The sequence below is a fragment of the Variovorax sp. 3319 genome (genome assembly GCF_031456585.1).
GTDB lineage: Bacteria > Pseudomonadota > Gammaproteobacteria > Burkholderiales > Burkholderiaceae_C > Variovorax > Variovorax paradoxus_P.
On sequence record NZ_JAVDUZ010000007.1, the window covers coordinates 221,377 to 245,341 of the forward strand.

Here is a 23,965-nt window from a genome sequence, read left to right on the forward strand (position 1 = left end):
CGCGAGGCGGAAGAAAAGTCCGGCGAGCATAACGAAAAAAGCCGCCTGGCCCATGCGGGCTCAGGCGGCCTTTCGGCTGCTTTGTTTGCGTGTCCGGATCAGTCGGCGTACACGCCGGCGGCCTTGATGATCGGGCCCCACTTGGCGATTTCAGCCGAGACGAACTTCTTGTGCTCGGCCGGCTCCACGCGCTTGTCGGTGGTGATCACCGCGCCAAGGCCTTCCTGGCGCTTGATGAAGCCAGGGTCCTTCATGGCGGCCTTGATGGCGTCGTTGAGCTTCTTCAGCACCGGCGCGGGCGTGCCCTTGGGTGCATACACGCCGTGCCAGATCGTCACTTCGAAGTCCTTCAGTCCCGATTCGGCGAGCGTGGGCAGGTCTTTCAGGGCCGGCGTGCTCAGGCGCTTGGTGGTGGTGACTGCGTAGGCCTTGACCTTCTTGGCTTCGATCTGCGAAGTGGTGTTGGTGGTCTGGTCGCACAAGAGGTCGATCTGGCCGCCGAGCAAGTCGGCAATGGCCGGCGCGGTGCCCTTGTAGGGAACCGGCGTCATCTCGACCTTGAGCGCGCTCTGGAACAGCAGGCCGCACAGGTGCGAGGCGGCGCCCAGGCCCGCATTGCCGAGGTTGATCTTGCCCTTGTTGGCTGCGATCCAGCTCGTCAGTTCCTTGTAGTTGTTGGCAGGCAGCGTGGGCTTGCCGATGAGCGTCATCGGCACTTCGTTGACCATGCCGAGGTACTCGAAGTCGTTTTCGACATTGAACGGCAGCTTGCGGTACAGCGCCGGCATCGTCGACATGCCGATGTGGTTGAGCAGCAGCGTGTAGCCGTCAGGTGCGGCGCGCGCCACCTTGGCCGTGCCGATGGAGCTGCCGGCGCCGGCCGTGTTGTCGACCACGATGGTGGTGCCGAGGGTCTTCTGCAGCGATTCGGCGAGGTCGCGTGCGACGCGGTCGGTCGGGCCGCCAGCCGAGAACGGCACCACCAGGGTGACGGTCTTGCCTGCGGGGAAATCCTGGGCGTGGACGCCGAGGGCGGCAGCGGCAAGCGCCGTGAGTGCAAGCAGTTTCTTCATGGTGTCTCCGGAGACGGTGAAATTGAAAATGGCCGCGATCATAAGGGCTGACCGCGACCTGACCACTAGCGAATAGCCCTTAGGGGGATCCCGATATAGGTGGTTTCCTGGGGCATGATTCGGCCTCGCATATCGCGCCTGAGGGGGCGCGAAAAAACAACCACAACACCGGCGGCCCCCGGGGCCGCATCGAGGAGGAAATTCCAATGGATCCATGGGTTTATCCGCGCGAGCGCTGGCTCGGCAACATCACGCTCGGCCTGGGCCTGCTCGTCTGGGCGGCACTGGTGCTCGGCACCTTCGGCATTGCGCTCATCTACGTGCTGCTCGGCTTCATCGGCTATGTGTTCGCACAGTCGGCCGTCATTGCGTGGATCAAGGGCACGGCCGTCAAGCTTTCGCCCACCCAGCTGCCCGAACTGCATGCGCGCTTCCAGGCCTGCTGCGGCTATCTCGGCATCGAGGAGCCGCCCGAGGCCTACCTGCTGCATGGCGACGGCATCTTCAATGCATTTGCCACGCGCTTCTTCGGCCGCAACTTCGTCGTGCTGCTGTCCGACGTGGTCGACGCCATGGAAGCCCAGCCCGACGGCATCAACTTCTACATCGGCCACGAGCTCGGCCATATCCGCCGCGGCCACCTCACGGGCCACATCTGGCGCGCACCGGTGCTGTGGATTCCGCTGCTCGGCGCAGCCTATTCACGGGCGCAGGAATACACGTGCGACCTGCACGGCGCCGCCTGCTGCGAGCAGGCCGACTCCGCGCCTCGGGCGCTCGTGGCCCTGGCTGCCGGCGCCCAGCAATGGCGCAATGTCGACCTGCAGCGCTATGCCAACCAGTCGGCTGGCAACAGCGGCTTCTGGGCTTCGTTCCATGAACTGATCGCCGGTTATCCGTGGCTCACCAAGCGGGTGGCGCGCACCATCGACCCGGCCGCCAAGCTGCCGAGCCGCAATCCGCTGGCTTATGTGCTCGCGATCTTCGTGCCCTACACCGGCCGTGCCGGCGGCGGCGCGCTGGGCCTGCTGGTGGTGGTTGCCGTCATCGGCGTGCTGGCCGCAGTGGCACTGCCGGCCTACAAGGAGTACGAGTCGCGCGCGGCCGTATCGCAGGCCTGGTCCGAGGCTGCGCCGGTGCGCGAAGCGCTGGGCAACTACTACAAAGAGAAGCAGGAGATTCCCGAGTCTCTTGAAGCCGCTGGCGCGCCAGCGGCCTTGCCCAATGGCTCGGCCCTCACGCTCGACACCGACACCATGGTGGTCGACGTGGAGCTCCCCAAGGCTAAGGGCACGCTGCGCATGGAGCCCTCGGCTACCGAAGACGGCATTGCCTGGAACTGCGTGGCTGGCGACGACCTCTCGCAAAAGGCTTTGCCGATTTCTTGCCGCAAGTAAACGCGATCAAAGCGTAAGAGAAGTTTTCCGCCTGTCGAACTGTCCGACAGGCGGACCCGACGGGTGCCGATGCACGCCGCGGGTATCGGCTCTAGGGTGAAGTTCTTGTTTCAAGGAGTGCTTTACCCATGCCCGCTATTTCATCTTCACTCGACGGAATGAAGGTTGCCATTCTTGTGTCGGACGGCTTCGAGCAGGTCGAAATGACCGAGCCGCGCAAGGCGCTCGACGCGGCCGGCGCGCAGACGCAAATCGTTTCGCCGCTCGACGGCAGCGTGCGCGGCTGGAAACACCTCGACCCGGCCGACACCTTCGAGGTCGACGTGATGCTCAAGAACGCCAACGCGGACGACTTCGACGCGCTGCTCCTGCCCGGCGGCGTCGTCAACCCCGATGCACTTCGTATCAATGAAAAGGCCGTGGCCTTCGTGCGCGCCTTCGTCGATGCGGGCAAGCCCATTGCTGCAATCTGCCACGGCCCGTGGACGCTCATCGACGCAGGCGGCGTCAAGGGCCGCAGGATGACGTCATGGCCTTCGCTGCGCGCCGACTTGCAGAACGCAGGCGCAAAGTGGATCGACCAGGAAGTGGTGGTCGACCAGAACCTGGTCACGAGCCGCAAGCCCGACGACCTGCCCGCATTCAACCGGGAGATGACGACGCTGTTCGAGCTCGCTCACGAAGACGCCATTCATTGACGCGAGCAGGAACGGTGCCCTTCACCGCGTGAGCGCCGGCCCCGTGTAGCGCGCACGCGGCCTTATCAGTTGCCCCGTGGCCTGCTGCTCGAGCACGTGGGCCGTCCAGCCGACGGTGCGCGCCAACGCAAAAAGCGTCAACGGCGCGTCGGTCGGAAGCTTGTGCACGGCCGCCAGTGCGGCCAGTGCGAAGTCGATGTTCACTGCTTCGCCCAGCAGCCTTTCGCCCGTTGCCCGCAGGTCCGCGAACACGGGCGGAAGCACGACGTCCGCGAGCAGCGCCGCGCAGCGCGCGTCGCCTTGCGGATACAGCGGATGGCCGAAAGCCGCGAGCGCGCGATCGTGCGCGAGCCATTCGCGCACCGCGGCATCGCTGCCCGATGCAGCGGCGTTGCGCACGAGTGCCTGAACCGCTGCCGCGGCACCGCCATGCAAAGGGCCTGTCAGCGTTGAAAGCCCCGTCAGCAGGCAGGCGGCCATCGAGGCGCCGGTCGATGCAGTCACCCGCGCGGCAAAGGTCGATGCGTTGAGTTCGTGGTCTGCCATGAGCACCAGTGCCCTGCGCAATGCATCGGTCGCTTTCGGACGGCGCCACGCCGCGGCAAGGCGTGCATGCAAGGGCAGGGCGGCGGAAGAAGGCGGGCCGAGCAGTGCATCTGCAAGCGTGCCGATCACCTCTGCCGCCTCGGCCTGCAGCACTGCGCGCGAGCGGCCTCGCGAGGGCGCGTCGATTGCGGCGCGCCCTGCGAGTGCGAGCAAGCCGGCCTGAAGGGGTGTTGACTGCTTTGTGCTGTGCACCTGGGGCGAAGCGGTGCAGGCAAAGCGCGGCGGTGCGCTCTCCCACAGGAGCCCTGCCACTTCTTCGAGCGTTGCGTGTTCCGCCAGCAGGCAGGCGTCCTGCCCGCGATACCAGAGCCGCCCGTCAGCCACGGTGGACACGGCGGAGGGCAACACCGGTTCGCCCCATTGAATGGCTTCGCTCGCCACTGCCTCGCTGGTGCGCCGCCCGCGCGTGCGAGCCGCGGTGCGCTGAACGTCTTCGCGGTGGTAGAGGCTGCGGCGCGGGTCTGCCGCATCGGGCTTGGCGCGAATGCGGCCGCGGCTCACGCTGGCGTAGAGCGTTTGCGGCCGCACCCGCATCAGTTCGAGCGCCTGTGCGGCGGAAAGCCAGAGCGGAGGCTTGGTCATGTTGATGGAATAAATCAAGATTGACGTCAATATTAGCGCCGACAGAATGAACGCCATCTCATCAAGGAGCACAAGAAATGAAAGACGAAGATGGCGGTCTCGAAGGCGTGGTGGCCGCGCACACGGTGTTGTCCGAAGTGGATGGCGCCGCTGGCCGGCTGGTGATTCGAGGCCACGAGCTCCGCGAAATTGCGCAGCACTGGCACTACGAAGACGCCGTGGCGCTGCTGTTCGAGGGCTTCTTCGAAAAGCTCCCCGACGCGGCCGCCTTGCGCAGCGGCTTGGGCCGTGCGCGGCGCGAAGCCTTCGAGCGGCTGCAGGCCAATGACGATGCCATGCTGCGCAAGCTCCCGCCCATCGAAGCGGTTCGGGCCTTGATGGCACGCCTGCCCGACGGCGACGACCTTGCCACTGCGCTGCGCCTGGTGGCTGCGCCCGCGGTCTACACCGCAGCGGTGATGCGTTGGCGGCTGGGCGTGCAGGCGCTTGCACCCGACGAAACACTGCCGCAAGCCGCCGACATGCTTCGCATGCTGCACGGCCGCGCACCCACCGGGGCGCAGGTTGCGGCGCTCGACACCTACCTGGTCACCGTCTGCGACCACGGCCTGAATGCGTCCACCTTTGCCGCGCGCGTGGTGGCTTCGACCGGCGCGGGGCTTGCGTCGGCGGTGCTCGCCGGCATCAGCGCGCTCAAGGGTCCGTTGCACGGCGGTGCGCCCGGGCCGGTGCTCGATGCGCTCGACGCCATCGGAACCGCGGCCAACGCCCGCGCTTGGCTCGAAGAGGCTGTGGCGGGTGGCCAGCGGTTGATGGGCTTCGGCCACCGCATCTACCGCGTGCGCGATCCGCGAGCCGATGCGCTCAAGGGTGCGCTGCGCCGCCTGAGCGCGGACGGCGCCGTCAACGCCGCGCGCTTCGAACTGGCAGAGGCCGCCGAGAAAGCCGCGCTCGCCATCCTGCGCGAGAAAAAGCCCGATCGCGCGCTCGAAACCAATGTGGAGTTCTACACCGCGCTGCTGCTCGAAGCCCTGGGCTTCGGCCGCGAGAGCTTCACCTGCGTGTTCGCGGCCGGGCGCGTGAGCGGATGGATCGCGCATGCGCGCGAGCAGGTGAAGAAGGGCCGATTGATACGGCCGCAATCGGTGTATGTGGGCCCCCCGCCCGAAGAAGCCGAGGCCGCGCTCGCGCACTGAGCACACCCTGGACGTGCTTTGCACGGCCTCGGGAGTGCCGCCATCGCGATCCGGTACGCTCGCCGCTTTTACATTGCCCGGCCCCGTGCGTGCCGGATGATGGGCTCATCAAGGCGAAAGTATTCCTATCGTATGGCGGCATCTCCATCTTTCGAGCGCGCGCAGCGCCTGCCCAGAGACTTTGCATGGATCGTGGTGGCCATCGATGCGGCCCTGTTCATCGTCAGCATGACGGTGCAGCTGCTGCCATCGTCGCCGCACAGCGAGCAGATGCGCAGCGTGTACGCGCAGCCGGGCGTGTGGGTTCCGCTGCTGTCGCGCGTTGCAACGGCCTGGCTGCTGGCCGCCACGCTGGCGTGGTGCCATGCGCGCAAGGCGCTCGACGAGCGCGGTGCCGCCCGCGTTGCGCAGCTTCGCAGCCCGGGGAGTCGCTTTGCCGCCGTGTTCCTGCCGGCGATGGTGGTCAACGCCCTTGCGCTGACGCCGCTGTTCTACCAGGCACAGGTGCTCTTCATGCCGGGCGGGCCGATGCACGAGGCGGTCGATGCGTACGGCTTGCGGTCGATCATGGCCATGTCGATGCTGCTCCAGTCGGTTCTACAGGTGCTCGTCGTCATCGCGAGCGTGTGGCTTGCCGCTCGTTTTGCATTGCGCGAGCGCGGGATTGCAATCGAGGATGAACGCTACGGCGCGGAGCCTGGCGGCGCCGCATCGACGCGCGGCGCGGTGGCACTGGTGATTGCCGCAATGTTCGTCTCGCTGCAGATGTGGATCGGCAACGCCGCGAGCGGCTGGGTCGATATGTCGCGGGACTCCGAAGTGCTGCCGCTTCTTCTTGCCTGGTTTGCGCTTCCGCTGCTGGTCTATGGGCTGGCGTTCTGGGGCGGGTGGCTTGGCGCCGAACCTGCGCCTGCGCAGACGCGTCCCTTCCGGGCCGTGGCGGCGGCGGTCACGGCCTTTGCGCTGCTGCAGGCGGTGTGCATTGCACTCGCGGTCGGCGGCCTGTTGTGGATTGCGAGCGTGAGCTTTTCGGGCCAAAGCAGCAGCGGCAGCTTCGTGATGCTCGCGGTTGCAATGGCGGTGGTCTACCTTGTGCTGCTGGTGTTTGTGGCGCGTGCAGTCACGCGCCGTTTCTACCGCCGTTACTTGTAGCTGCGCGCGTCCTCGATCACCTTGCCGTCGTTCGGCAGCGTTCCGGGCGCCACCAGTTCGATGGTGCCGCGCAGCTTTGTCACCTCGCGCACCGCATCTGCGATGCGTGCATCGAGCCCGGCCGGCGCGCCGGCGCATTCGAGCCTGAAGGTCATCTGGTCGTCGCCCATTTCGCCCGACACCACAAGGCGCGCACGCACGATCTCCGGAAAGCGCCGCACGATTTCAGCGACCTGCGAAGGATGCACGAACATGCCGCGCACCTTGGTGGTCTGGTCGGCGCGGCCAAGCCACCCCTTGATGCGCTTGTTGGTGCGGCCCGTGGGGCAGGTGCCCGCAAGCACCGCAGAGAGGTCTCCGGTGCCGAAGCGCACCAGCGGATAGTCGGGGTTGAAGGTGGTCACCACAATTTCGCCCACCTCGCCGTCGGGCACGGGGTCTCCGGTTCCGGGGCGCACAATTTCGACCAGCACGCCCTCATCGATCACCAGGCCTTCGCGCGCGCTGGTCTCATAGGCGATCAGGCCGAGGTCGGCGGTGGCGTAACACTGGGTGCCTTTCACGCCGTGCGCCGCAATCCAGTCATGCAGGCTGGGCGGAAAGGCTTCGCCGGAAACAAGTGCCTTGGTGAGCGAAGGCAGCTTCAGGCCTTTTTCTTCGGCCTTCTCGAGCAAGATTTTCAGAAAGCTCGGCGTGCCCGCATAGCCTTCGGGCTTGAGGTCGACCATGGCTTCGAGCTGCTGTTCGGTCTGCCCGGTGCCGCCCGCAAACACGGTGCAGCCCATGGCACGCGCGCCGCTCTCCATGATGGAGCCGGCCGGTGTCATGTGGTAGCTGAAGCTGTTGTGAATGAGCTCGCCGGTACGAAACCCCGCCGCATGCAATGCGCGCGCAGTGCGCCAGTAGTCGCGGGCTTCGCCTTCGGGCTCGTAGATGGTGCCGGGGCTTGCGAACACGCGCGGCATGCGGGTGCCGCGGCCGATGGTCGAGAAGCCGCCGAAGGGGTCGTCGGTGCGGCGCTGCTTCTGCAGTTCGAGCAGTTCGGTCTTGCGCGTGACGGGCAGCCTGGCGAGTGCCTCGCGTGTGGTGATGTCGGCGGGCTTTACGCCGTCGAGAATTCTTGCGAAAGCAGGCGCTGCGGTCTGGGCCTGCGCAATCTGCTTCGGCAGCGCGGCCAGGAGGTCGCGCTCTCGTTCGGCGGGGTCACGGATTTCTAGCTTGTCGTAGTGGTCGGTCATGTCCGTACCTTCATGTCTTGATTTGCAACGCGTGGAAGTCCAATGCGGACGCGTTCGGGGCGTGTGCACAGGCCACCGGGTTCTCCCCTCCGCGAATTTCTCCCGTCGGCGGGTGCGCCCCCCGAACAGGAGCGCCCCAATCCACGACAGGGCTTCACGCCAGCCACCTCTTGCGCCGCTTGTAGCTCTTCACGTCGCGAAAGCTCTTTCGGTCCGCACCGCCGACGCCAAGGTAGAACTCCTTCACGTCCTCGTTCTCGCGCAGGCTCCTGGCTTCGCCGTCCATTACGATGCGGCCGTTCTCCAGGATGTAGCCGTAGTCGGCATAGCGCAGCGCCATGTTGGTGTTCTGCTCGGCCAGCAGAAAGGTCACGCGCTCCTTGGTGTTCAGGTCTTTCACGATCTCGAACACTTCCTCGACGATCTGCGGCGCCAGGCCCATCGATGGTTCGTCGAGCAGCACCATCGTCGGGTTGGCCATCAGCGCGCGGCCAATGGCGCACATCTGCTGTTCACCGCCCGAGGTGTAGGCCGCCTGCGATGTGCGGCGCGTCTTGAGCCGCGGAAAGTACGCATACACCTTCTCCAGCGTTTGCTGCACTGCCGCCTTGCCGTCGGTGCGCGTGTAGGCGCCCGTCATCAGGTTTTCCTCGATGGTCAGGTGCGCGAAACAGTGGCGGCCTTCCATTACCTGGATGAGCCCGCGCTTCACCAGCTCGGAGGGCGACAGCGCCTCGATGCGCTCGCCGCGCAACTCGATGGTGCCCTTGGTCACCGCGCCGCGTTCGCCCGCGAGCAGGTTGCTCACGGCGCGCAGCGTGGTTGTCTTGCCCGCGCCGTTGCCGCCCAGCAGCGCCACGATGCCGCCCTCGGGCACCGTGAGCGACACGCCCTTCAGCACCAGGATGACGTGGTTGTAGATGACCTCGATGCCGTTGACATTGAGAAGGATTTTGGATTCGCTCATGGTGTGGTCCGAAGCATTCGAAAGAACAACGACGACAGGCAGCTGTTCTTTCGAATGGCGGCTCTTGCGAGCCGCCACGGTTCATCAACTCGTGATCAGGAGCTGCAGTCCGCCGCGTCGCGGCGCGTGAGCTTCTTTTCGCCCGCGTACTTCTCGGCCGCAACCTTCACCATCGGCTTGATGATCTGTTCGTCGGCCTGGTACCAGTCGGACATGCCGCCCCACTTGGCGCCGTCCCAGGTGTGCACGCGCGCCCAGGTCGATCCCATGTGGTCCTGGCACGATGTGCTCACCGGGCGCAGCACGCCGGAGAAACCCAGCGAGTCGAGCTTCTTCTGGTCGAGCGCCAGGTTTTCCATGCCCCAGCGCACTTGCTCGCCGGTCATGACCTTGCCCTTGCCGAAGCGTTCTTGCGCGCGCTTCACCGCTTCGACGCCGAGCATCTGGATGATCACGCCGCGCGTGTAGAGCACCGAGCCCACTTCTTCCTTCGGGCCCGTGCCCTGGCCCTTGTCGTGCACCTGCTTGAGGATTTCCTGGATCACCTTCGGCTCGGTGCCCGAGGTGTTGAGCGCCAGCGCGTTGTAGCCCTTTGCATTGGCGCCCACGTCCTTCACGTCGGGTTCGGCGCCGGCCCACCACACGCCATACATCTTCTCGCGCGGGTAGCCGGTGGCCACGGCTTCCTTCAGCGCGGTGGAGTTCATCACGCCCCAGCCCCACAGCATCACGTAGTCGGGCCGCGACTGGCGCACCTGCAGCCAGGCAGACTTTTGCTCGACGCCGGGCGCGGTAACCGGAATGAGAGACAGCTCGAAGCCGTTCTGCTTGGCGCGCTCCTGCAGCAGCGGAATCGGCGCCTTGCCGAACGGCGAGTCGTGATAGACAAGGGCAATCTTCTTGCCCTTGAGCTTGTCCATGCCGCCTTCCTTCTTGCCGATGTGCTGCACCAGGATGTCGGCCGCCGTCCAGTAGCTGCCCATCAGCGGGAAGTTCCACTTGAACACGCTGCCGTCCTGCGAAGCCGAGAGGCCGTAGCCCAACGTGATGAGCGGGATCTTGTCGGTGGGCACCTTGTCGGTCAGCGCAAAGGTAATGCCCGTGGCCTGCGGGTCGAACAGCGTCACGCCGGGGCGGCCCTTCAGGCGCTCGTAGCACTCCACGCCCTTGTCGGTTGCGTAGCCCGTTTCGCATTCTTCGTACGTGATCTTCACGCCGTTGATGCCGCCGGTGGCATTGACGTACTTGATGTAGTCCTGCTTGCCGTTGGCCCATGGCGTGCCGTTGGGCGCGTAGGGCCCGGTGCGGTACACCAGCAGCGGGAAGAACTGCTCCTTGGCCTGGGCTTGCGCGAGCGAGGGCGCCAGCAGGCTGCCGAGAGTGCCGGCCACCAGGGCGGCGGTCAGAGCGAGCGATTTCAGTTTCATGCCTGTCTCCTTATGTGGGCACCTCTGTGCCGGTTTCTACGAACGAATCAAAAAATCAGTGTGGGAAGGGCCAGAGCCGCAATTTCTCCTTGCCCGTGGACCACAGCCGCGCAAGGCCGTGCGGCTCCACGATCAGGAAGAACACGATCAGCGCGCCGAAGATCATGGTTTCCAGGTGCGAGGCCAGCGCGGTCGAAATCGAGAAGCCCAGCCACCCGGGAAGCTGGTTCAGGAAGAGCGGCAGCAGCACGATGAACGCGGCGCCGAAGAAGCTCCCCATGATCGAGCCGAGCCCGCCGATGATCACCATGAAGAGCAGCTGAAAGGAACGGTCGATGCTGAACGCCGCCGGCTCCCACGCACCCAGGTGAATGAAGCCCCACAGCGCGCCGGCCACGCCAACGATGAAGCTGCTTACTGCAAAAGCCGTCAGCTTGGCGTACACCGGGCGAATGCCGATCACCGCGGCGGCAACGTCCATGTCGCGCATGGCCATCCACTCGCGGCCGATGGCGCTGCGCACCAGGTTCTTGGCAAGCAATGCAAACACCACCACGAAGACCAGGCAGAACAGGTATTTCTGCACCGGCGATTCGATCGGCACGCCGAACACGTTGAGCCCCGCCACGCTCACCGAGCCGGAAGACGAGTTGTTGGTGAACCACTGGATGCGCAAGAACGCCCAGTCGGTAAAGAACTGCGCCGCCAGCGTGGCAACCGCCAGGTACAGCCCCTTGATGCGCAGGCTGGGAATACCGAACAGCACGCCGATGATCGTGGCGCACAGGCCGCCGAGCAGCAGCGACGCAATCAGCGGCATGCCGTCGATGCGCACCTGGAAGTTGTAGGCCGCATACGCGCCCACCGCCATGAACGCACCGGTGCCCAGCGAGATCTGCCCGCAGTAGCCGACCAGGATGTTGAGGCCCAGCGCGGCGAGCGAAAGAATAAGAAAGGGCGTGAGGATGGCGCGCATCCAGTAATCGGACACGCCCAGCGGCACCACGATGAAAGCCACGAGCAGCAGCACCAGGATGGCAATGCGGTCCTGCGCGATCGGAAAGATCTGCTGGTCGGCCCTGTAGCTCGACTTGAACTGGCCGTTTTCTCTATAGAACATCTCAAACCCGATCGATGATCTTCTCGCCGAACAGGCCTTGCGGGCGAACCAGCAAGAACACCAGGGCAAGAACGTACGCAAACCAGATCTCGATGCCGCCACCGAGCATGGGGCCGAGATAAATTTCAGAAAGCTTCTCGCCCACGCCGATCAGCAGGCCGCCGATGATGGCGCCCGGAATCGAGGTGAGGCCGCCGAGGATCACCACCGGCAGCGCCTTCAGCGCCACCAGCGACAGCGAGAACTGCACGCCCAGCTTCGAACCCCAGATGATCCCGGCCACCAGCGCCGAGAAGCCGGCCACCGACCACACGATCACCCAGATTCGCTTGAGCGGAATGCCGATGGACTGCGCGGCCTGGTGGTCGTCGGCCACGGCGCGCAGCGCCCGCCCTGTCGCGGTCTTCTGGAAGAAGATGGCCAGTACCACCACGAGGCCTGCTGCCACGAGCGCGGCAACCAGGTCTTCCTGGCTCAGCAGCAGCCCGCCCTGGAAGGTGCCCTGCAGCACCATCAGCGGTTCCTTGGGCATGCCCACGTCGATCTTGTAGATGTCGTTGCCGAAGATCGTCTGGCCCATGCCGTCCAGGAAGTAGGCAATGCCGAGCGTAGCCATCAAAAGCGTGATGCCTTCCTGGTTCACCAGCTTGCTGAGCGCGAGCCGTTCGATGAGCCAGGCCACGACCACCATGACCCCCATGGCCGCGACAAAGGCCAGGATGTTCGCAAGGATCTGGCTTTCGAAGCCGAACCACAGCGGAAACCACTCGGCAAAGCGCGCCATGGCCAGCGCCGCGAACAGCACCATTGCACCCTGCGCAAAGTTGAACACGCCCGACGCCTTGTAGATCAGCACGAAGCCGATGGCGATCAGCGAATAGAGCATGCCGACCATCAGGCCGCCGAAGAGGGTTTCGAGGAAAAAGCCCATGGTCAATGTCTCTCTTGTTCTTCTCCCTCCCCTTCCGGGGGAGGGTTGGGGTGGGGGCAGGCGGCGCTCGATGAAGCGCGGCCGTGTAGCGAGGGCTGTCGTGCCCCCATCCCAGCCTTCCCCGGGAGGGGAAAGGAGCAATGCATCGGCGTCAGGTGTGGCATGGCGTCAGTGCTCCACACCCAGGTAAGCCCGGATCACGTCTTCGTTGTTGCGCACCTCATGGGGCGTGCCGTCGCCGATCTTCTTGCCGTAGTCGAGCACCACCACGCGGTCGGAGATGTCCATCACCACGCCCATGTCGTGTTCGATGAGAACGATGGTTGCGCCGAACTCGTCGTTCACGTCGAGGATGAAGCGGCTCATGTCCTGCTTCTCTTCCACGTTCATGCCGGCCATGGGTTCGTCGAGCAGCAGCACCTGCGGCTCCATGGCAAGCGCGCGGCCGAGGTCGACGCGCTTTTGCAGGCCGTAGGGCAGGCGGCCCACCGGTGTCTTGCGGTGCGCCTGGATCTCGAGAAAGTCGATGATGTGCTCGACGAACTCGCGGTGCCTCAGCTCTTCGCGCTCGGCCGGGCCCCAGCGCAGCGCCTGTGCGAAGAGGCCGCTCTTCATCTTGAGGTTGCGGCCCGTCATGATGTTGTCGAGCACGCTCATGCCCTTGAAGAGCGCAAGGTTCTGGAAGGTGCGCGCCACACCCATCTCGGCCACCTGGCGCGAGTTCATGTGCTTGAAGGTCTGGCCGCGGAAGGTGATGGAGCCCTGCTGCGGCCAGTACACGCCGTTGATGCAGTTCAGCATCGAACTCTTGCCCGCGCCATTGGGGCCGATGATGGCCCGCACCTCGTGCTCCCGCACATTGAAGCTGATGTCGGTGAGCGCCTTCACGCCGCCGAAGCTGAGCGAGATGTTCTGCACGTCGAGAATGACGTCGCCGATTTTTCTGTTGCTGCTCATGCCGCCGCCTTCACGATGGGGAAGGTCTTGGCCTCGACGATCTTCAGCGTGGCGCTCACCACGCCGGTGCGTCCGTCCTCGAACTTGACCTGGGTCTCGATGAACTGCTCGGCCCTGCGGCCATACAGCGCGTCGACAAGCACCGCGTACTTCTCGGCGATGAAGCCGCGGCGCACCTTGCGCGTGCGGGTGAGTTCGTCGTCGTCGGGGTCGAGCTCCTTGTGCAGCACCAGGAAGCGCGCGATCTGCGTCTCGCCCATGCCGTCTTCGCTTGCGAGGTCGGCGTTGACCTTGGCGATGCATTCGCCCACGAGCGTCAGCACCTCGGGCTTGCCGGCCAGGTCGACGTAGCCGCCATAGGCCAGGCCGCGCCGCTCTGCCCAGTTGCCCACCGCCTCGAAGTCGATGTTGATGGCTGCGCAGACTTCGCTCCGGCCGTTGCCAAAGCAAACGGCTTCCTTGATCTGCGGAAAGAACTTGAGCTTGTTCTCGATGTAGTTGGGCGCAAAGATCGCACCGCTCACGAGCCGGCCTACATCCTTTGCGCGATCGATGATGCGCAGGTGGCCTTCGCTGTCGAGCACGCCTGCGTCGCCGGTGTGAAAGTAGCCGTTCGCGTCGAGCACTTCGGCAGTGGCGTCGGGGCGCTTGTAGTATTCCTTCAGCACCGACACGCCGCGCACCAGCACTTCGCCGTCGTCGGCAATCTTCAGCTCGATGCCCGGCGCGGCCGTGCCCACCGTTTGCAGCTTGACCTTGCCGTCCTGCTGCAGGCACACGTAGGCGCAGGTCTCGGTCTGGCCATAGAACTGCTTCAGGTTGACGCCAATGGAGCGGTAGAAGCGAAACAGGTCGGGCCCGATGGCCGCGCCCGCTGTGTACGCCACGCGAATGCGGCTCATGCCCAGCACGTTGCGCAGCGGCCCATACACCAGCAGGTTGCCCAGGCCGTACATCAGCCGGTCGCCCGTGCCCACGGGTGCGCCGTTGAGAATGTCTGCGCCCACGCGTTGCGCCAGCGCCATGAACTTTGCATACAGCCAGCGCTTGGGCGCCGCCGCGTCTTCCATGCGGATCGACACGGCCGTGAGCAGCCCTTCGAAGGTGCGTGGCGGGCCGAAGTAATAGCTCGGCCCGATCTCGCGCATGTCGTTCATCACCGTTTCGCTCGACTCGGGGCAGTTGAGCGTGAAGCCGCCCACCAGCCACTGCGCGACCGAAAACAGGTGGTCGCCCACCCACGCCATCGGCAGGTAGCTCATGATGTTGTCGCCGGGGCCGAGCTTGTCGGTTTCCACGCCGCCGCGGCCCGCCGCAATAAAGCTTGCATGCGTCTGGCACACGCCCTTGGGCCGGCCGGTGGTGCCCGAGGTGTAGAGGATCACGCCCACGTCGCTTGCCTCGCCGCTTGCCACTGCGCGGTCGTAGTAGCCGGGGTTTGCCGAGTCGAAGGTGCGGCCCAGCTCGCGAAGCTGGTCGTAGCTCATGAGCCCGGGCTGGTCGTAGTGGCGCAGGCCCTTGGGGTCGTCGTAGATGATGTGGCGGATGCCGTGCTGCTCGTCCTTCTGCAGTTCGCGGCATTCGAGCAGCTTGTCCACCTGCTCCTGGTCTTCGACGATCACGAAGTCGATGGCCGCGTCCTGCAGCATGAAGACCATTTCGCTGGCCACCGCGTCCTGGTAGAGCGGCACCGGCACGCCGCGCAGGCTCTGCGCCGCGAGCACCGCCATGTACAGGTGCGGGCGGTTGGCGCCGACGATGGACAGGTTGTCGAAGGGCTTGAAGCCCAGGCTCGCGAGGCCGCAGGCCATCTCGCGCACCTCCTGGGCCACGGCGCTCCAGCTCCAGGTCTGCCAGATGCCCAGGTCCTTCTCGCGGACAGCGGGCGCATCGGGCTGGGCCTGGGCGTGAGCGAGCAGCAGGCGGGGAAAGGTGGGGTCGGTGGTTTGCACAGTGGGCGGATCGTAGGCCTCACTTTGACGCTGGGTTGTCGTTCCAACGACAATCCTAGGGACACTACTCCCCGGAGTTTCCCGATGCTTCACGGCAGTTCAAACCACAGCCTGCACGGCGCTTCGATCAAGGACCGCGCGCGTTCCCCCAATGCCGAAGAGCTCGACGGCATTCCGTGGCTGCCCGCGCTCACGCCCACCGAGCGCCGGCGTGCCGAGGCCGCGCTGGTGGTGGGCGAGGCCGAGGTCGGCGACCTGGTCTGCCGCGTCGGCCGCTCGCCCACCTACTGGTTCGGCGTGGTCGAAGGGCTGCTCAAGATGAGCAACGACAACGCCGACGGCGGCTCCGTCACCTATGCCGGCATACCGCCGGGCGGCTGGTTCGGCGAAGGCACTGTCATGAAGCGCGAGCCCTACCGCTACAACATACAGGCGCTGCGACGCAGCGTGGTGGCAGGCCTGCCGATCGACAGCTTTCACTGGCTGCTGGACCACTCCATCGGCTTCAACCGCTTTGTGATGAACCAGCTCAACGAGCGGCTCGGCCAGTTCATTGCGGCGCTGGAGATCGACCGCCTCAACAACCCCGACGCGCGCGTGGCGCGCAACCTGGTGTCGCTGTTCAACCCGGTGCTGTACCCCGGCGTGGGCGAAGTGCTGCGCATCACCCAGCAAGAGCTCGCCTACCTGGTCGGCCTTTCGCGCCAGCGCGTGAACGAGGCGCTCAACGGCCTTTCGGCGCAGGGGTTGATCCGGGTGGAGTACGGTGGGCTGCGCGTGCTCGACCTGACGGGCCTGCGAGCCACCGCAATATCGAACAAGAAGAACACCTCACCGGAAACGGAAACCTCATGACCCTCGAAGACCAGCTCCAGATCGTTTCCGCAAATGCCGAAGCGGCCCTTGTTCCGCCGCCCGAGACTCGGAAGCCAGATACCGGCGAAACCGGCCCCACGCTCGAAGAAGCCATCGAGCGGAACGAGGCGCTCACCGAAAAGCTCGATGCGCTCGACGCGGTGCTCGCCAAGCCGCTCGCCGAAATTCTTGCCGAGCGCGAGAAGGCCGACGAGGCCGCCCTGGCCTGGGACCGCTTCGGCGCGATGTGGATGCTTTCGCAGCGCGCCATGCGCCGCGTGGCGCTCGACCTTGCCGCGCAACTCGGCGTGAGCGAGGAAGAAGTCGTTGCGCGCGCCATGACGCATGCCAACGCAGTGCTCAACGGCGCGGACGAGGTCGACCTTGGCGGCACCATTGCGCCTGCACAACTGCAGCACATCGCGCGGCACCGCAACTTTCTGCGCAAGCAGTTCCGCACCGGCTGAGCCGCCGGGCCATTGCTTGCATACCGCTTAACCTTCCGCCTTCGTTCAAGAAAGTTCTTTTGATGACTACCTCCCAACTCACCCTGATCACCGGCGCGTCGCGCGGCCTGGGCCGTGCCATGGCCGCGCAGCTGCTGCAGGCCGGCCACACGGTGCTCGGCATCTCGCGCAGGCAAGACCCGCAGCTGGCCGAGCTGGCGGCCAAGGCCGGTGCCGAACTCATCCAGTGGGAGCAAGACCTGTCGGAGCCCGTGGCTGCGGCGGCGCGCGTTTCCGCATGGCTCAAGTCGCTCGACGGCCAGCGCTTCGACGGCGTGACCTTGATCAACAACGCGGGCACCGTCGGCAACCCGGCGCCGCTCGCGAGCGCAGTGCCGGCCGAACTGGCGCAGGCGCTTCGCATCGGGCTCGAAGCGCCGATGCTGCTGACCGCCGCCTTCCTGGGTGCCACGCGCGAATGGCGCGGCGCGCGCAAGGTGCTGAACATTTCGTCGGGCCTGGGCCGCAACGCCATGGGCAGCCAGGCGCCTTACTGCGCCGCCAAGGCGGGCATGGACCACTACTCGCGCGCGGTGGCGCTCGAAGAGGCCCCTATGCCGAACGGCGCGCGCATCGTGTCGCTCGCACCCGGCGTGATCGACACCGACATGCAGGTGCAATTGCGCGGCGCGTCGGTCGAGAATTTTCCGGACCGCGGGCGCTTCGAGAAGTTGAAGAGCGAGGGCATGCTCGACAGCCCCGAGACGGCGGCGGCCAAGGTGCTCAAGTACCTGGCGCGCGCGGATTTCGGCAGCAACCCCGTGGCCGACGTGCGCGACCCGGCCTGAATGCCGGGCACAAGAAGCCGGGAACGAACATGGCCACCGCAAAGTCGATCGACACCAACGACTACAAGCTCTTTCCTTCGCCGAGGAACGTGCACCGCATCGTCTTCGAGCACCAGGTCTTCGTGCCGTACCCGTACGCACTGATCGTGATGGACGAGTTCTACTTCAAGGGCCGCTACAGCCTGTTCTCCGCCTGCCGCCTGAGCGACGGAAAAATGGGGCAGGTGGCAACGTTCGAGTTGGCATCGGACGTGGACATCTTCAACAAGAAGTTCACGCCCGACTGACCCTCGGTCTTTTTCCCTCCCCTTTCGGGGGAGGGAGCAACACAACTCACTGCATCAGGAACCTGTCGCGCTGCGCCTGCGCGCATCCGCCCATCACCGCCAGCGCCCGCTCTACCGTCGGCGTGCCGAGCACGAACGGGTTTGCCGCCGGAGCGGGCTGCTGCCGCAGGGCGGCGAGCTTGGCCTGCGACTCGTCGATGTTCGAATGGTTCGACAGCAGCACGTCGATGCGCTGGGTCTGCACGATGGCGCCCATGCGCTGCGTGGCGCCGATGTAGCTGTCCAGCCGCGGCACGTCCTTGCCAAAGTTGAAGCCGGTGCCGCCCCACAGCATGGCCCGGTGCTTGCGCCCGCCGGAGCTCACGTCGAACACCGGCGAAAGGGTGCCCATGGTGTGGCCGGGCGTGAGGTACAGCGTCACGCTGGTGTCGCCCAGCGTGATGCGGTCGCCGTCCTTCGCCGAAACGTCGCCCGGGCCGCGCTTGGGCGGTGCGCCCCAGATCGGCGTCGCAAACTCGAGCCGCGTTTCGGTCATGGTCCAGTCGGCCTCGCTCATCACCACGCGTGCGCGGTACTTCTGCGCAAGGTAGGGCGCGCCGCCGTAGTGGTCGCCGTGGCCGTGCGTGACGATCACGTACTTGATCTGCGCCGGGTCCAGCCCGAGCTTGCGCATGCCGCCCTCGATGAGCGCCGCGGCTTCGGCCTGCGTGTTGAGCGCATCGATGAGGATGATGCCGTCCGAGGTCTTGATCGCCCAGGCACTGACCCAGTCGGCGCCCACGAAATAAAGATTGTCGAAAGCCTGGCCCGGCGGCGGCGCAGGCTTGGCGATGAATGCGGCCAGGCCCTTGTCCAGCTCGGCTTGCGCCGGGCGGGTGGCCGGCGCCGGCTTGCAAAGGGTAAGCAGGGGCTTCAGGTCGGAGCCGGCGGCGCGCGTGGCGGCTGCGACATGCGAGGCAACGCTGGCCTCCGACGGAACCAGCTGTTGTTGCTGCTGCTGCGTTCGCATTTGCGCACAGCCCTGCAACAGGGCAACCGCAACCGCTGCCAGCGCGGTTGTGTTCAGCAGAAGGGCGTTCTTCGGGTTCTTGCGCTGTGCCATTGCTGTCTCCGTGCCGTCGATGCGGCCTGTTGTGGAGACAGCATTCTGCGATGCCCGGTGCCTATTCGATAGTCGCGCCGGAGGCTTGCACGATGCCCTTCCACTTGTCGTAGTCGGTCTTCAGCAATGTCTCGAATTGTTCGGGCGTCATGCTCTGCGGCTCGGCACCCTGGGCAATGATGGCGGCCTTCATTTCAGGCGTGGCCAGCAGCTTGTTCACTTCTGTGTTCAGCGTGGCGATCACATCCTTCGGCGTCTTGGCGGGCACGAAGAGGCCGTACCAGGTGGACACGTCGAAACCCTTGTAGCCAAGCTCGGCCACGGTGGGCGTGTCGGGCAGCGAGGTGCTGCGCTTGGCCGACGTTACGGCCAGCGGGCGCAGCTTGCCTGCCTTGATCTGCGCCAGCGCCGAAGGCACCGACGACACCATCAGGTCGACGTTGCCCGCCAGCACGTCCATCATGGCCGCGTTGGAGCCCTTGTAGGGCACGTGGCGCATCTTGATCTGGGCTGCGCCGTTGAAGATTTCGCCGGCCAGGTGAATGGTGGTGCCGTTGCCGGGCGAGCCGTAGGTGACGGTGTCTGGCGCGGCGCGCGCGGCGGTGACTACGTCGTTCAGCGTCTTGAACCTGGAGTTGGCCTGCGTGACGATCACCACCGGCGTGTAGGCCACGTGGGCCACGGCGGTGAGGTCTTTCACCGGGTTGTAGGTCAGGTTCTTGTAGAGCCATGGCGCGACGACCATGTTGTCTTTCTGGCCCATCACGATGTCGTAGCCGCCGGGCGCGGCGCGTGCGGCCTCGGCAATGCCGATGGTGCCGCCGGCACCGCCGCGGTTGTCGGGCACCACGGTCCAGTGGTTGGCCTCGGTGAGCTTCTGGGCCACCAGGCGCGCCAGGATGTCGGTGCCGCCGCCGGGCGGGAAGGGCACGATCATGCGAATGGGCTTGGCGGGGTAGGCCTGCGCCTGCGCGGCAGGGGCGGCGAACGTGAGCGAAACGGCGGCCAGGGGAAGGGCCAGCGCAAGGGCCAGCGGGCGGGTGAGTTTGCGGATCATGGGTTTGTCTCTGTATCGGGGGCTTGTCGGGTGCGGATCGAGGGGCAGATTTTCAGGCCTCGCCGGGCACTGCACCAAGGGTGCAGTGTGCCGGAACCCGGGTTGTGCGGTTTTCTTCGTTCGAGATGGGTCCCTTATCGCGTAGCGGCGGCTTGACATGCCCGCTGCGCGGCAGAAGATGGGTGCCCATCCACACAGGAGACAGCCATGCTCGGAAATATCAATGCTGTGGCCAACCTCGCGGTGAAAGACCTTGCCGTGGCGCGCCGCTTCTACGAAGACACGCTGGGCCTGGCGCCGGCCGACACAGACTGCGAGGACATGATCGCCTATCGCAGCGGTAACAGCCGTATCAATGTCTACTGCTCTTCATTCGCCGGCACCAACCAGGCCACGGCGGTGACCTGGGCGGTGGGTGGCGACATCGAGGGACTGGTAGCGGCGCTCAAGGCCAAGGGCGTCCGCTTCGAGCACTACGACATGCCGAACACAACGCTCGCAGGCGACATCCATGTCATGGACAAGATGAAGGTCGCCTGGTTCAAGGACCCGGACGGCAACATCCTCAACCTCGTCAACGAGTGAGGATGCCGCCGGCGGGAACCTTGGCTGGCGTCAGCCGAAGTTCTTGGCCGCGAAGTCCCAGTTGACCAGCTTGGCCAGGAAGGTCTCGACGAACTTGGGGCGCAGGTTGCGGTAGTCGATGTAATAGGCGTGTTCCCACACGTCCACCGTCAGCACCGGCGTGTCGCCCGTGGTCAGCGGCGTGCCGGCGGCGCCCATGTTCACGATGTCCACCGAACCGTCGGCCTTCTTCACCAGCCACGTCCAGCCCGAGCCGAAGTTGCCCACGGCCGACTTCACGAACGCTTCCTTGAACGCGTCGTAGCTGCCCCACTTGGCATCGATGGCCTTGGCCAGCGCGCTGGTCGGAGTGCCGCCGCCCTGGGGCTTCATGCAGTTCCAGAAGAAGGTGTGGTTCCAGATTTGCGCGGCGTTGTTGTAGATGCCGCCGCTGGACTTCTTGACGATCTCCTCGAGCGTCATCGATTCGAACTCGGTGCCCTTTTGCAGGTTGTTCAGGTTCACCACGTAGGCGTTGTGGTGCTTACCGTAGTGGTACTCGAGGGTTTCCTTCGAGTACTCGGGTGCCAGCGCGTCAAGCGCGTAGGGCAGGGGCGGGAGGGTGTGTTCCATGGTGGGTCTTTCCTTTCGGGGTTTATGAAAACAGTCTGAATCAAGGCGCGTTTCTGGGGCTCACCTGGTAGGCGCAGCGCCGCGCGCCCGCAAGCACATGCTCGACGCGGCTCACGCTCGTATCGGTTCCCAGCACTTCTTCGAAGAGCTGCAGTTCGCTGCGGCAAAAGCCTGTGCAGGCCCGCGCCGCGGTGCAGATGGGGCAATGGTTCTCTATGAAGAGAAAGCCGTCGCCCTCGGGCCGGAACTCGGCCATGTAGCCTTCGCGGCTGCGGATTTCGGCGAGCCGTTCGAGCTTTGTCTTCAGGCTGCGTGCGCCAAGCATCGCTTCGCGGTAGTTGGCGCGCATGGCCTCCTCGCGCGCGCCGATGAGCTGGTCCATGCCCTTCTCGCCGAACACGGTGATCACGGCGCTGATCATTTGCACCGTCATCTCGGCATGGGTGTCTGGAAAGCGCGCGTGCCCGGCACTGGTAAGCCGCCATATCTGCGTCGGCCTGCCGCGGCCCGCGGGGCGGCTCTCGGCGTCGACCAGTCCATCGGACTGCAGCTTGACCATCTGCTGGCGCACCGCCTCCACGGTCACGTCGAGCACCTTGGCAATGTCGGGAATGCCGAGCGCGCCGCGCGTCTTGAGCGTGGACAGGATGCGGTCCGCCGGCTGGTGCGGCGTCCAGGCGGGCTTCAGGTCGAGGGGGCGGATGGTCATTCCCGTTATTTCAAAGAACTCACTTTGATTATTAAATGGCAGCGCAACTGCTGTCGAGGGCTTTGATAAAGGAGGGTCGTCTTTACGGTTTCTTTATGCGCCCTGGGCGACTCTGTTTCCTGTTTTTACGCACGCCTGCCGAGACTCGAGGCCTTGTGTTTCGCTGCAGGAGCAATGAATGGATTTCGTCTGGATGGGCGCCTTGCTGGCGCTGTGGGCGGCGGTGGCGGCCATGGCCGCCGGTCTTGACCGGCTCGAAGGGCTGAAGACGCCGGGGGCAACCGAAGCGCCGAAGAGCGGTGCGGGAGAGCGCAAATGATCGGCCTCCAAGCTCTCTACGGCTTCGGCGCGTTGATCGCCGTCGTTCTCTTCGCATACCTGGTGTTCGCGCTGATCTGCGCCGAGGAGTTCTGAAATGACCTCTTCCGCATGGAGCCTGCTGGCACTCTTCCTGGCGGCGCTGCTGGTGCTGGCATGGCCGGTCGGCAAGTTTCTTGCCGCGCTTTGCAACGAGCGCGTGCCGCGGTGGATGCAGCGCATTGAAGCGCCGCTCTACAAGCTGGCCGGTACCGAGCCCGGTCAATCGATGCAATGGCCGCGTTATGCGTTTGCGCTGCTGGCCTTCAATGCCGTCGGCGCAATCTTCCTGTACGCGCTGCAGCGCCTGCAGGGCTGGCTGCCGCTCAACCCCGCGGGCATGAGCGCCGTATCGCCCGACTCGGCCTTCAACACTGCGGTGAGCTTTGTCTCCAACACCAACTGGCAAGGCTATGCGGGTGAATCGACCATGAGCTACCTCACGCAGATGCTCGGGCTCACGGTGCAGAACTTCTTCTCCGCCGCAACGGGCATTGCGGTGGCTTTTGCGCTCGTGCGCGGCTTTGCGCGCCGCGGCGACGGCAAGAGCCGTGGCCTGGTCGGCAACTTCTGGGCGGACATCACGCGCATCACGCTGTGGCTGCTGCTGCCGCTTTCCTTCGTGCTTGCGGTGGCCTTCGCAGGCCAGGGCGTCATCCAGAACTTCGATGCGTACAAGACCGTGCAAACGGTCGAGGCCGCTGCAGGCCCGCAAGCAAAGACGCAGGCACAGACGCTCGCCATGGGCCCCGTCGCGTCGCAGGAGGCCATCAAGATGATCGGCACCAACGGCGGCGGTTTCTTCAACGCCAACTCGGCGCACCCCTACGAGAACCCGACCGCGCTCAGCAACCTGCTGCAGATGATCGCGATCTTCCTGATTCCGGCGGGGCTGTGCCTTGCATTCGGCCGCGTGGTGGGCGACATGCGGCAAGGATGGGCCGTGCTTGCGGCAATGACGGTGATGTTCGTGCTTGCGGTGATTGCCATCATTCCTGCCGAACACGCCGGCAATCCGCTGCTCGGGCCGCTCGGGGTCGATCAGGCGGCCAGCGCGCTGCAAGGCGGCGGCAACATGGAAGGCAAGGAGGTGCGTTTCGGCATCGACGCATCCGCGCTCTTTGCGGCCGTGACCACCGCGGCATCCTGCGGCGCGGTGAACGCCATGCATGACTCGTTCACGCCGCTCGGCGGCATGGTGCCGCTGGTGCTGATGCAGCTGGGCGAGGTGGTTTTCGGCGGCGTCGGCAGCGGCCTCTACGGCATGCTGATCTTCGCGATGCTCGCGGTGTTCATCGCGGGCCTGATGATCGGCCGCACGCCGGAGTACCTTGGCAAGAAGATCGAGGTGCGCGAGATGAAGCTCATCTCCATCGCCATTCTGGTGACGCCCATTCTGGTGCTGGCCGGCACCGCGGTGGCGGTGATCGCGAGCGCCGGCAAGGCCGGCATCGCGAACCCCGGCGCACATGGCTTCTCTGAAATTCTGTACGCGCTGAGTTCGGCCGCCAACAACAACGGCAGCGCCTTCGCGGGCCTTTCGGCCAACACACCGTTCTACAACGGCCTGCTCGCGCTCGCCATGTGGCTTGGCCGCTTCGCGATGATCGTTCCGGTGCTGGCCATTGCCGGCTCGCTGGCCGCCAAGCAACGCCTGCCGGTCACCGGCGGCACGTTGCCCACGCACGGGCCGCTGTTCGTCTCGCTGCTGATCGGCACCGTGCTGCTGGTCGGCCTGCTCAACTATGTGCCGGCGTTGGCTCTCGGGCCCGCTGTCGAACACCTGGTGCTCTGGAAGTAAGGGGCGCGCA

General features: G+C 65.4%; 25 protein-coding genes. 12 read left to right on the forward strand and 13 right to left on the reverse strand.

The annotated features are described in order from the left end of the window. Positions 1–98: 98 nt before the first annotated feature. A complete protein-coding gene (locus J2X67_RS16100; protein ID WP_309954275.1) occupies positions 99–1,073 on the reverse strand; it encodes a tripartite tricarboxylate transporter substrate-binding protein in 975 nt (324 codons plus the stop codon). 206 nt (positions 1,074–1,279) lie between these two features. Here J2X67_RS16100 and J2X67_RS16105 point away from each other — a divergent pair, with 206 nt between their 5' ends. Both J2X67_RS16105 and J2X67_RS16110 read left to right on the forward strand, forming a co-directional pair. Further along, positions 1,280–2,470 carry a M48 family metalloprotease gene (locus tag J2X67_RS16105; RefSeq protein ID WP_309954277.1) on the forward strand — a complete coding sequence of 397 codons (1,191 nt, stop codon included), beginning with the start codon at positions 1,280–1,282 and terminating at the stop codon, positions 2,468–2,470. 128 nt (positions 2,471–2,598) lie between these two features. Next, positions 2,599–3,168: a type 1 glutamine amidotransferase domain-containing protein gene (locus J2X67_RS16110; RefSeq protein WP_309954278.1), complete on the forward strand. Its 570-nt coding sequence runs from the start codon at positions 2,599–2,601 to the stop codon at positions 3,166–3,168. Positions 3,169–3,189: 21 nt separating this feature from the next. On the opposite strand, the gene J2X67_RS16115 is transcribed toward J2X67_RS16110, so the two are convergent. Continuing rightward, entirely contained in the window at positions 3,190–4,356 is a 1,167-nt protein-coding gene (locus J2X67_RS16115; protein ID WP_309954280.1) for a citrate synthase, read from the reverse strand. A 77-nt stretch (positions 4,357–4,433) separates the two neighbouring features. Between J2X67_RS16115 and J2X67_RS16120 the strand changes: the two genes are divergently transcribed. After that, complete coding sequence (locus tag J2X67_RS16120) at positions 4,434–5,552, forward strand: citrate synthase/methylcitrate synthase (RefSeq protein ID WP_309954281.1); 1,119 nt, start codon at positions 4,434–4,436, stop codon at positions 5,550–5,552. Between the two features lie 132 nt (positions 5,553–5,684). Further along, on the forward strand, positions 5,685–6,704 hold the full coding sequence (locus tag J2X67_RS16125) for a hypothetical protein (protein ID WP_309954282.1): 1,020 nt from the start codon (positions 5,685–5,687) through the stop codon (positions 6,702–6,704). Here the strand turns inward: J2X67_RS16125 and J2X67_RS16130 are convergent. The 7 genes from J2X67_RS16130 to J2X67_RS16160 all read right to left on the reverse strand — a co-directional run bounded on the left by J2X67_RS16130 (position 6,695) and on the right by J2X67_RS16160 (position 15,296). Next, on the reverse strand, positions 6,695–7,942 hold the full coding sequence (locus J2X67_RS16130; RefSeq protein WP_309954283.1) for an AMP-binding protein: 1,248 nt from the start codon (positions 7,940–7,942) through the stop codon (positions 6,695–6,697). The two genes, J2X67_RS16125 and J2X67_RS16130, sit on opposite strands and share 10 nt — an antisense overlap. 154 nt (positions 7,943–8,096) lie before the next feature. Then, positions 8,097–8,909, reverse strand: a complete 813-nt coding sequence (locus J2X67_RS16135) for an ABC transporter ATP-binding protein (protein WP_309954284.1) — start codon at positions 8,907–8,909, stop codon at positions 8,097–8,099. Between the two features lie 95 nt (positions 8,910–9,004). Further along, positions 9,005–10,336, reverse strand: coding sequence for an ABC transporter substrate-binding protein (locus J2X67_RS16140; protein WP_309954285.1), 1,332 nt, complete (start codon positions 10,334–10,336; stop codon positions 9,005–9,007). A 55-nt stretch (positions 10,337–10,391) separates the two neighbouring features. Continuing rightward, a complete protein-coding gene (locus J2X67_RS16145) occupies positions 10,392–11,456 on the reverse strand; it encodes a branched-chain amino acid ABC transporter permease (protein ID WP_126748489.1) in 1,065 nt (354 codons plus the stop codon). Between the two features lies 1 nt (position 11,457). After that, the gene (locus J2X67_RS16150; RefSeq protein WP_309954286.1) at positions 11,458–12,387 is read right to left on the reverse strand and encodes a branched-chain amino acid ABC transporter permease; all 930 of its coding nucleotides are present in this window, start codon (positions 12,385–12,387) and stop codon (positions 11,458–11,460) included. 168 nt (positions 12,388–12,555) lie between these two features. Continuing rightward, positions 12,556–13,344, reverse strand: coding sequence for an ABC transporter ATP-binding protein (locus tag J2X67_RS16155; RefSeq protein WP_309954287.1), 789 nt, complete (start codon positions 13,342–13,344; stop codon positions 12,556–12,558). After that, positions 13,341–15,296: an AMP-binding protein gene (locus J2X67_RS16160; RefSeq protein ID WP_309954288.1), complete on the reverse strand. Its 1,956-nt coding sequence runs from the start codon at positions 15,294–15,296 to the stop codon at positions 13,341–13,343. The genes J2X67_RS16155 and J2X67_RS16160 overlap by 4 nt, the downstream gene beginning before the upstream one ends. A gap of 84 nt (positions 15,297–15,380) precedes the next feature. Here J2X67_RS16160 and J2X67_RS16165 point away from each other — a divergent pair, with 84 nt between their 5' ends. From J2X67_RS16165 to J2X67_RS16180, 4 genes are all read left to right on the forward strand, one after another. After that, the gene (locus tag J2X67_RS16165) at positions 15,381–16,151 is read left to right on the forward strand and encodes a Crp/Fnr family transcriptional regulator (RefSeq protein ID WP_309954289.1); all 771 of its coding nucleotides are present in this window, start codon (positions 15,381–15,383) and stop codon (positions 16,149–16,151) included. After that, a complete protein-coding gene (locus J2X67_RS16170) occupies positions 16,148–16,618 on the forward strand; it encodes a hypothetical protein (protein WP_309954290.1) in 471 nt (156 codons plus the stop codon). Before J2X67_RS16165 ends, J2X67_RS16170 begins: the two co-directional genes overlap by 4 nt. Positions 16,619–16,680: 62 nt before the next feature. Continuing rightward, complete coding sequence (locus J2X67_RS16175; RefSeq protein WP_309954291.1) at positions 16,681–17,445, forward strand: SDR family NAD(P)-dependent oxidoreductase; 765 nt, start codon at positions 16,681–16,683, stop codon at positions 17,443–17,445. 29 nt (positions 17,446–17,474) lie between these two features. Next, positions 17,475–17,732 (forward strand): hypothetical protein, encoded by a 258-nt coding sequence (locus J2X67_RS16180; protein ID WP_309954292.1) that lies wholly within the window; start codon positions 17,475–17,477, stop codon positions 17,730–17,732. A gap of 46 nt (positions 17,733–17,778) precedes the next feature. On the opposite strand, the gene J2X67_RS16185 is transcribed toward J2X67_RS16180, so the two are convergent. Beyond that, complete coding sequence (locus J2X67_RS16185; RefSeq protein WP_309954293.1) at positions 17,779–18,834, reverse strand: MBL fold metallo-hydrolase; 1,056 nt, start codon at positions 18,832–18,834, stop codon at positions 17,779–17,781. Between the two features lie 61 nt (positions 18,835–18,895). Continuing rightward, complete coding sequence (locus J2X67_RS16190) at positions 18,896–19,891, reverse strand: tripartite tricarboxylate transporter substrate binding protein (protein ID WP_309954294.1); 996 nt, start codon at positions 19,889–19,891, stop codon at positions 18,896–18,898. Between the two features lie 207 nt (positions 19,892–20,098). Between J2X67_RS16190 and J2X67_RS16195 the strand changes: the two genes are divergently transcribed. Then, a complete protein-coding gene (locus J2X67_RS16195; protein WP_309954295.1) occupies positions 20,099–20,476 on the forward strand; it encodes a VOC family protein in 378 nt (125 codons plus the stop codon). A 30-nt stretch (positions 20,477–20,506) separates the two neighbouring features. On the opposite strand, the gene J2X67_RS16200 is transcribed toward J2X67_RS16195, so the two are convergent. Both J2X67_RS16200 and J2X67_RS16205 read right to left on the reverse strand, forming a co-directional pair. Then, a complete protein-coding gene (locus tag J2X67_RS16200; RefSeq protein ID WP_309954296.1) occupies positions 20,507–21,088 on the reverse strand; it encodes a Fe-Mn family superoxide dismutase in 582 nt (193 codons plus the stop codon). A gap of 40 nt (positions 21,089–21,128) precedes the next feature. Next, positions 21,129–21,797 carry a metalloregulator ArsR/SmtB family transcription factor gene (locus J2X67_RS16205; protein ID WP_309954297.1) on the reverse strand — a complete coding sequence of 223 codons (669 nt, stop codon included), beginning with the start codon at positions 21,795–21,797 and terminating at the stop codon, positions 21,129–21,131. 178 nt (positions 21,798–21,975) lie between these two features. On the opposite strand from J2X67_RS16205, the gene J2X67_RS16210 reads away from it, so the two are divergent. The 3 genes from J2X67_RS16210 to kdpA are packed head-to-tail and all read left to right on the forward strand — an operon-like array spanning position 21,976 to position 23,955. After that, positions 21,976–22,116 carry a hypothetical protein gene (locus J2X67_RS16210; RefSeq protein WP_309954298.1) on the forward strand — a complete coding sequence of 47 codons (141 nt, stop codon included), beginning with the start codon at positions 21,976–21,978 and terminating at the stop codon, positions 22,114–22,116. Beyond that, a complete protein-coding gene (gene kdpF, locus J2X67_RS16215; protein WP_309954299.1) occupies positions 22,113–22,211 on the forward strand; it encodes a K(+)-transporting ATPase subunit F in 99 nt (32 codons plus the stop codon). Before J2X67_RS16210 ends, kdpF begins: the two co-directional genes overlap by 4 nt. Before the next feature lies 1 nt (position 22,212). After that, entirely contained in the window at positions 22,213–23,955 is a 1,743-nt protein-coding gene (kdpA, locus tag J2X67_RS16220; RefSeq protein WP_309954300.1) for a potassium-transporting ATPase subunit KdpA, read from the forward strand. Positions 23,956–23,965 lie beyond the last annotated feature (10 nt).

What these genes read in the sequence shown, in the direction of transcription:
- J2X67_RS16205 (WP_309954297.1), bottom strand. Translation starts at nt 21,797, where the DNA reads ATGACCATCCGCCCCCTCGACCTGAAGCCCGCCTGGACGCCGCACCAG.
- J2X67_RS16170 (WP_309954290.1), top strand. Translation starts at nt 16,148, where the DNA reads ATGACCCTCGAAGACCAGCTCCAGATCGTTTCCGCAAATGCCGAAGCG.
- J2X67_RS16105 (WP_309954277.1), top strand. Translation starts at nt 1,280, where the DNA reads ATGGATCCATGGGTTTATCCGCGCGAGCGCTGGCTCGGCAACATCACG.
- J2X67_RS16110 (WP_309954278.1), top strand. Translation starts at nt 2,599, where the DNA reads ATGCCCGCTATTTCATCTTCACTCGACGGAATGAAGGTTGCCATTCTT.
- kdpA (WP_309954300.1), top strand. Translation starts at nt 22,213, where the DNA reads ATGACCTCTTCCGCATGGAGCCTGCTGGCACTCTTCCTGGCGGCGCTG.
- J2X67_RS16115 (WP_309954280.1), bottom strand. Translation starts at nt 4,356, where the DNA reads ATGACCAAGCCTCCGCTCTGGCTTTCCGCCGCACAGGCGCTCGAACTG.
- J2X67_RS16155 (WP_309954287.1), bottom strand. Translation starts at nt 13,344, where the DNA reads ATGAGCAGCAACAGAAAAATCGGCGACGTCATTCTCGACGTGCAGAAC.
- J2X67_RS16130 (WP_309954283.1), bottom strand. Translation starts at nt 7,942, where the DNA reads ATGACCGACCACTACGACAAGCTAGAAATCCGTGACCCCGCCGAACGA.
- J2X67_RS16175 (WP_309954291.1), top strand. Translation starts at nt 16,681, where the DNA reads ATGACTACCTCCCAACTCACCCTGATCACCGGCGCGTCGCGCGGCCTG.
- J2X67_RS16125 (WP_309954282.1), top strand. Translation starts at nt 5,685, where the DNA reads ATGGCGGCATCTCCATCTTTCGAGCGCGCGCAGCGCCTGCCCAGAGAC.
- J2X67_RS16120 (WP_309954281.1), top strand. Translation starts at nt 4,434, where the DNA reads ATGAAAGACGAAGATGGCGGTCTCGAAGGCGTGGTGGCCGCGCACACG.
- J2X67_RS16135 (WP_309954284.1), bottom strand. Translation starts at nt 8,909, where the DNA reads ATGAGCGAATCCAAAATCCTTCTCAATGTCAACGGCATCGAGGTCATC.
- kdpF (WP_309954299.1), top strand. Translation starts at nt 22,113, where the DNA reads ATGATCGGCCTCCAAGCTCTCTACGGCTTCGGCGCGTTGATCGCCGTC.
- J2X67_RS16185 (WP_309954293.1), bottom strand. Translation starts at nt 18,834, where the DNA reads ATGGCACAGCGCAAGAACCCGAAGAACGCCCTTCTGCTGAACACAACC.
- J2X67_RS16210 (WP_309954298.1), top strand. Translation starts at nt 21,976, where the DNA reads ATGGATTTCGTCTGGATGGGCGCCTTGCTGGCGCTGTGGGCGGCGGTG.
- J2X67_RS16100 (WP_309954275.1), bottom strand. Translation starts at nt 1,073, where the DNA reads ATGAAGAAACTGCTTGCACTCACGGCGCTTGCCGCTGCCGCCCTCGGC.
- J2X67_RS16150 (WP_309954286.1), bottom strand. Translation starts at nt 12,387, where the DNA reads ATGGGCTTTTTCCTCGAAACCCTCTTCGGCGGCCTGATGGTCGGCATG.
- J2X67_RS16140 (WP_309954285.1), bottom strand. Translation starts at nt 10,336, where the DNA reads ATGAAACTGAAATCGCTCGCTCTGACCGCCGCCCTGGTGGCCGGCACT.
- J2X67_RS16200 (WP_309954296.1), bottom strand. Translation starts at nt 21,088, where the DNA reads ATGGAACACACCCTCCCGCCCCTGCCCTACGCGCTTGACGCGCTGGCA.
- J2X67_RS16180 (WP_309954292.1), top strand. Translation starts at nt 17,475, where the DNA reads ATGGCCACCGCAAAGTCGATCGACACCAACGACTACAAGCTCTTTCCT.
- J2X67_RS16145 (WP_126748489.1), bottom strand. Translation starts at nt 11,456, where the DNA reads ATGTTCTATAGAGAAAACGGCCAGTTCAAGTCGAGCTACAGGGCCGAC.
- J2X67_RS16190 (WP_309954294.1), bottom strand. Translation starts at nt 19,891, where the DNA reads ATGATCCGCAAACTCACCCGCCCGCTGGCCCTTGCGCTGGCCCTTCCC.
- J2X67_RS16195 (WP_309954295.1), top strand. Translation starts at nt 20,099, where the DNA reads ATGCTCGGAAATATCAATGCTGTGGCCAACCTCGCGGTGAAAGACCTT.
- J2X67_RS16165 (WP_309954289.1), top strand. Translation starts at nt 15,381, where the DNA reads ATGCTTCACGGCAGTTCAAACCACAGCCTGCACGGCGCTTCGATCAAG.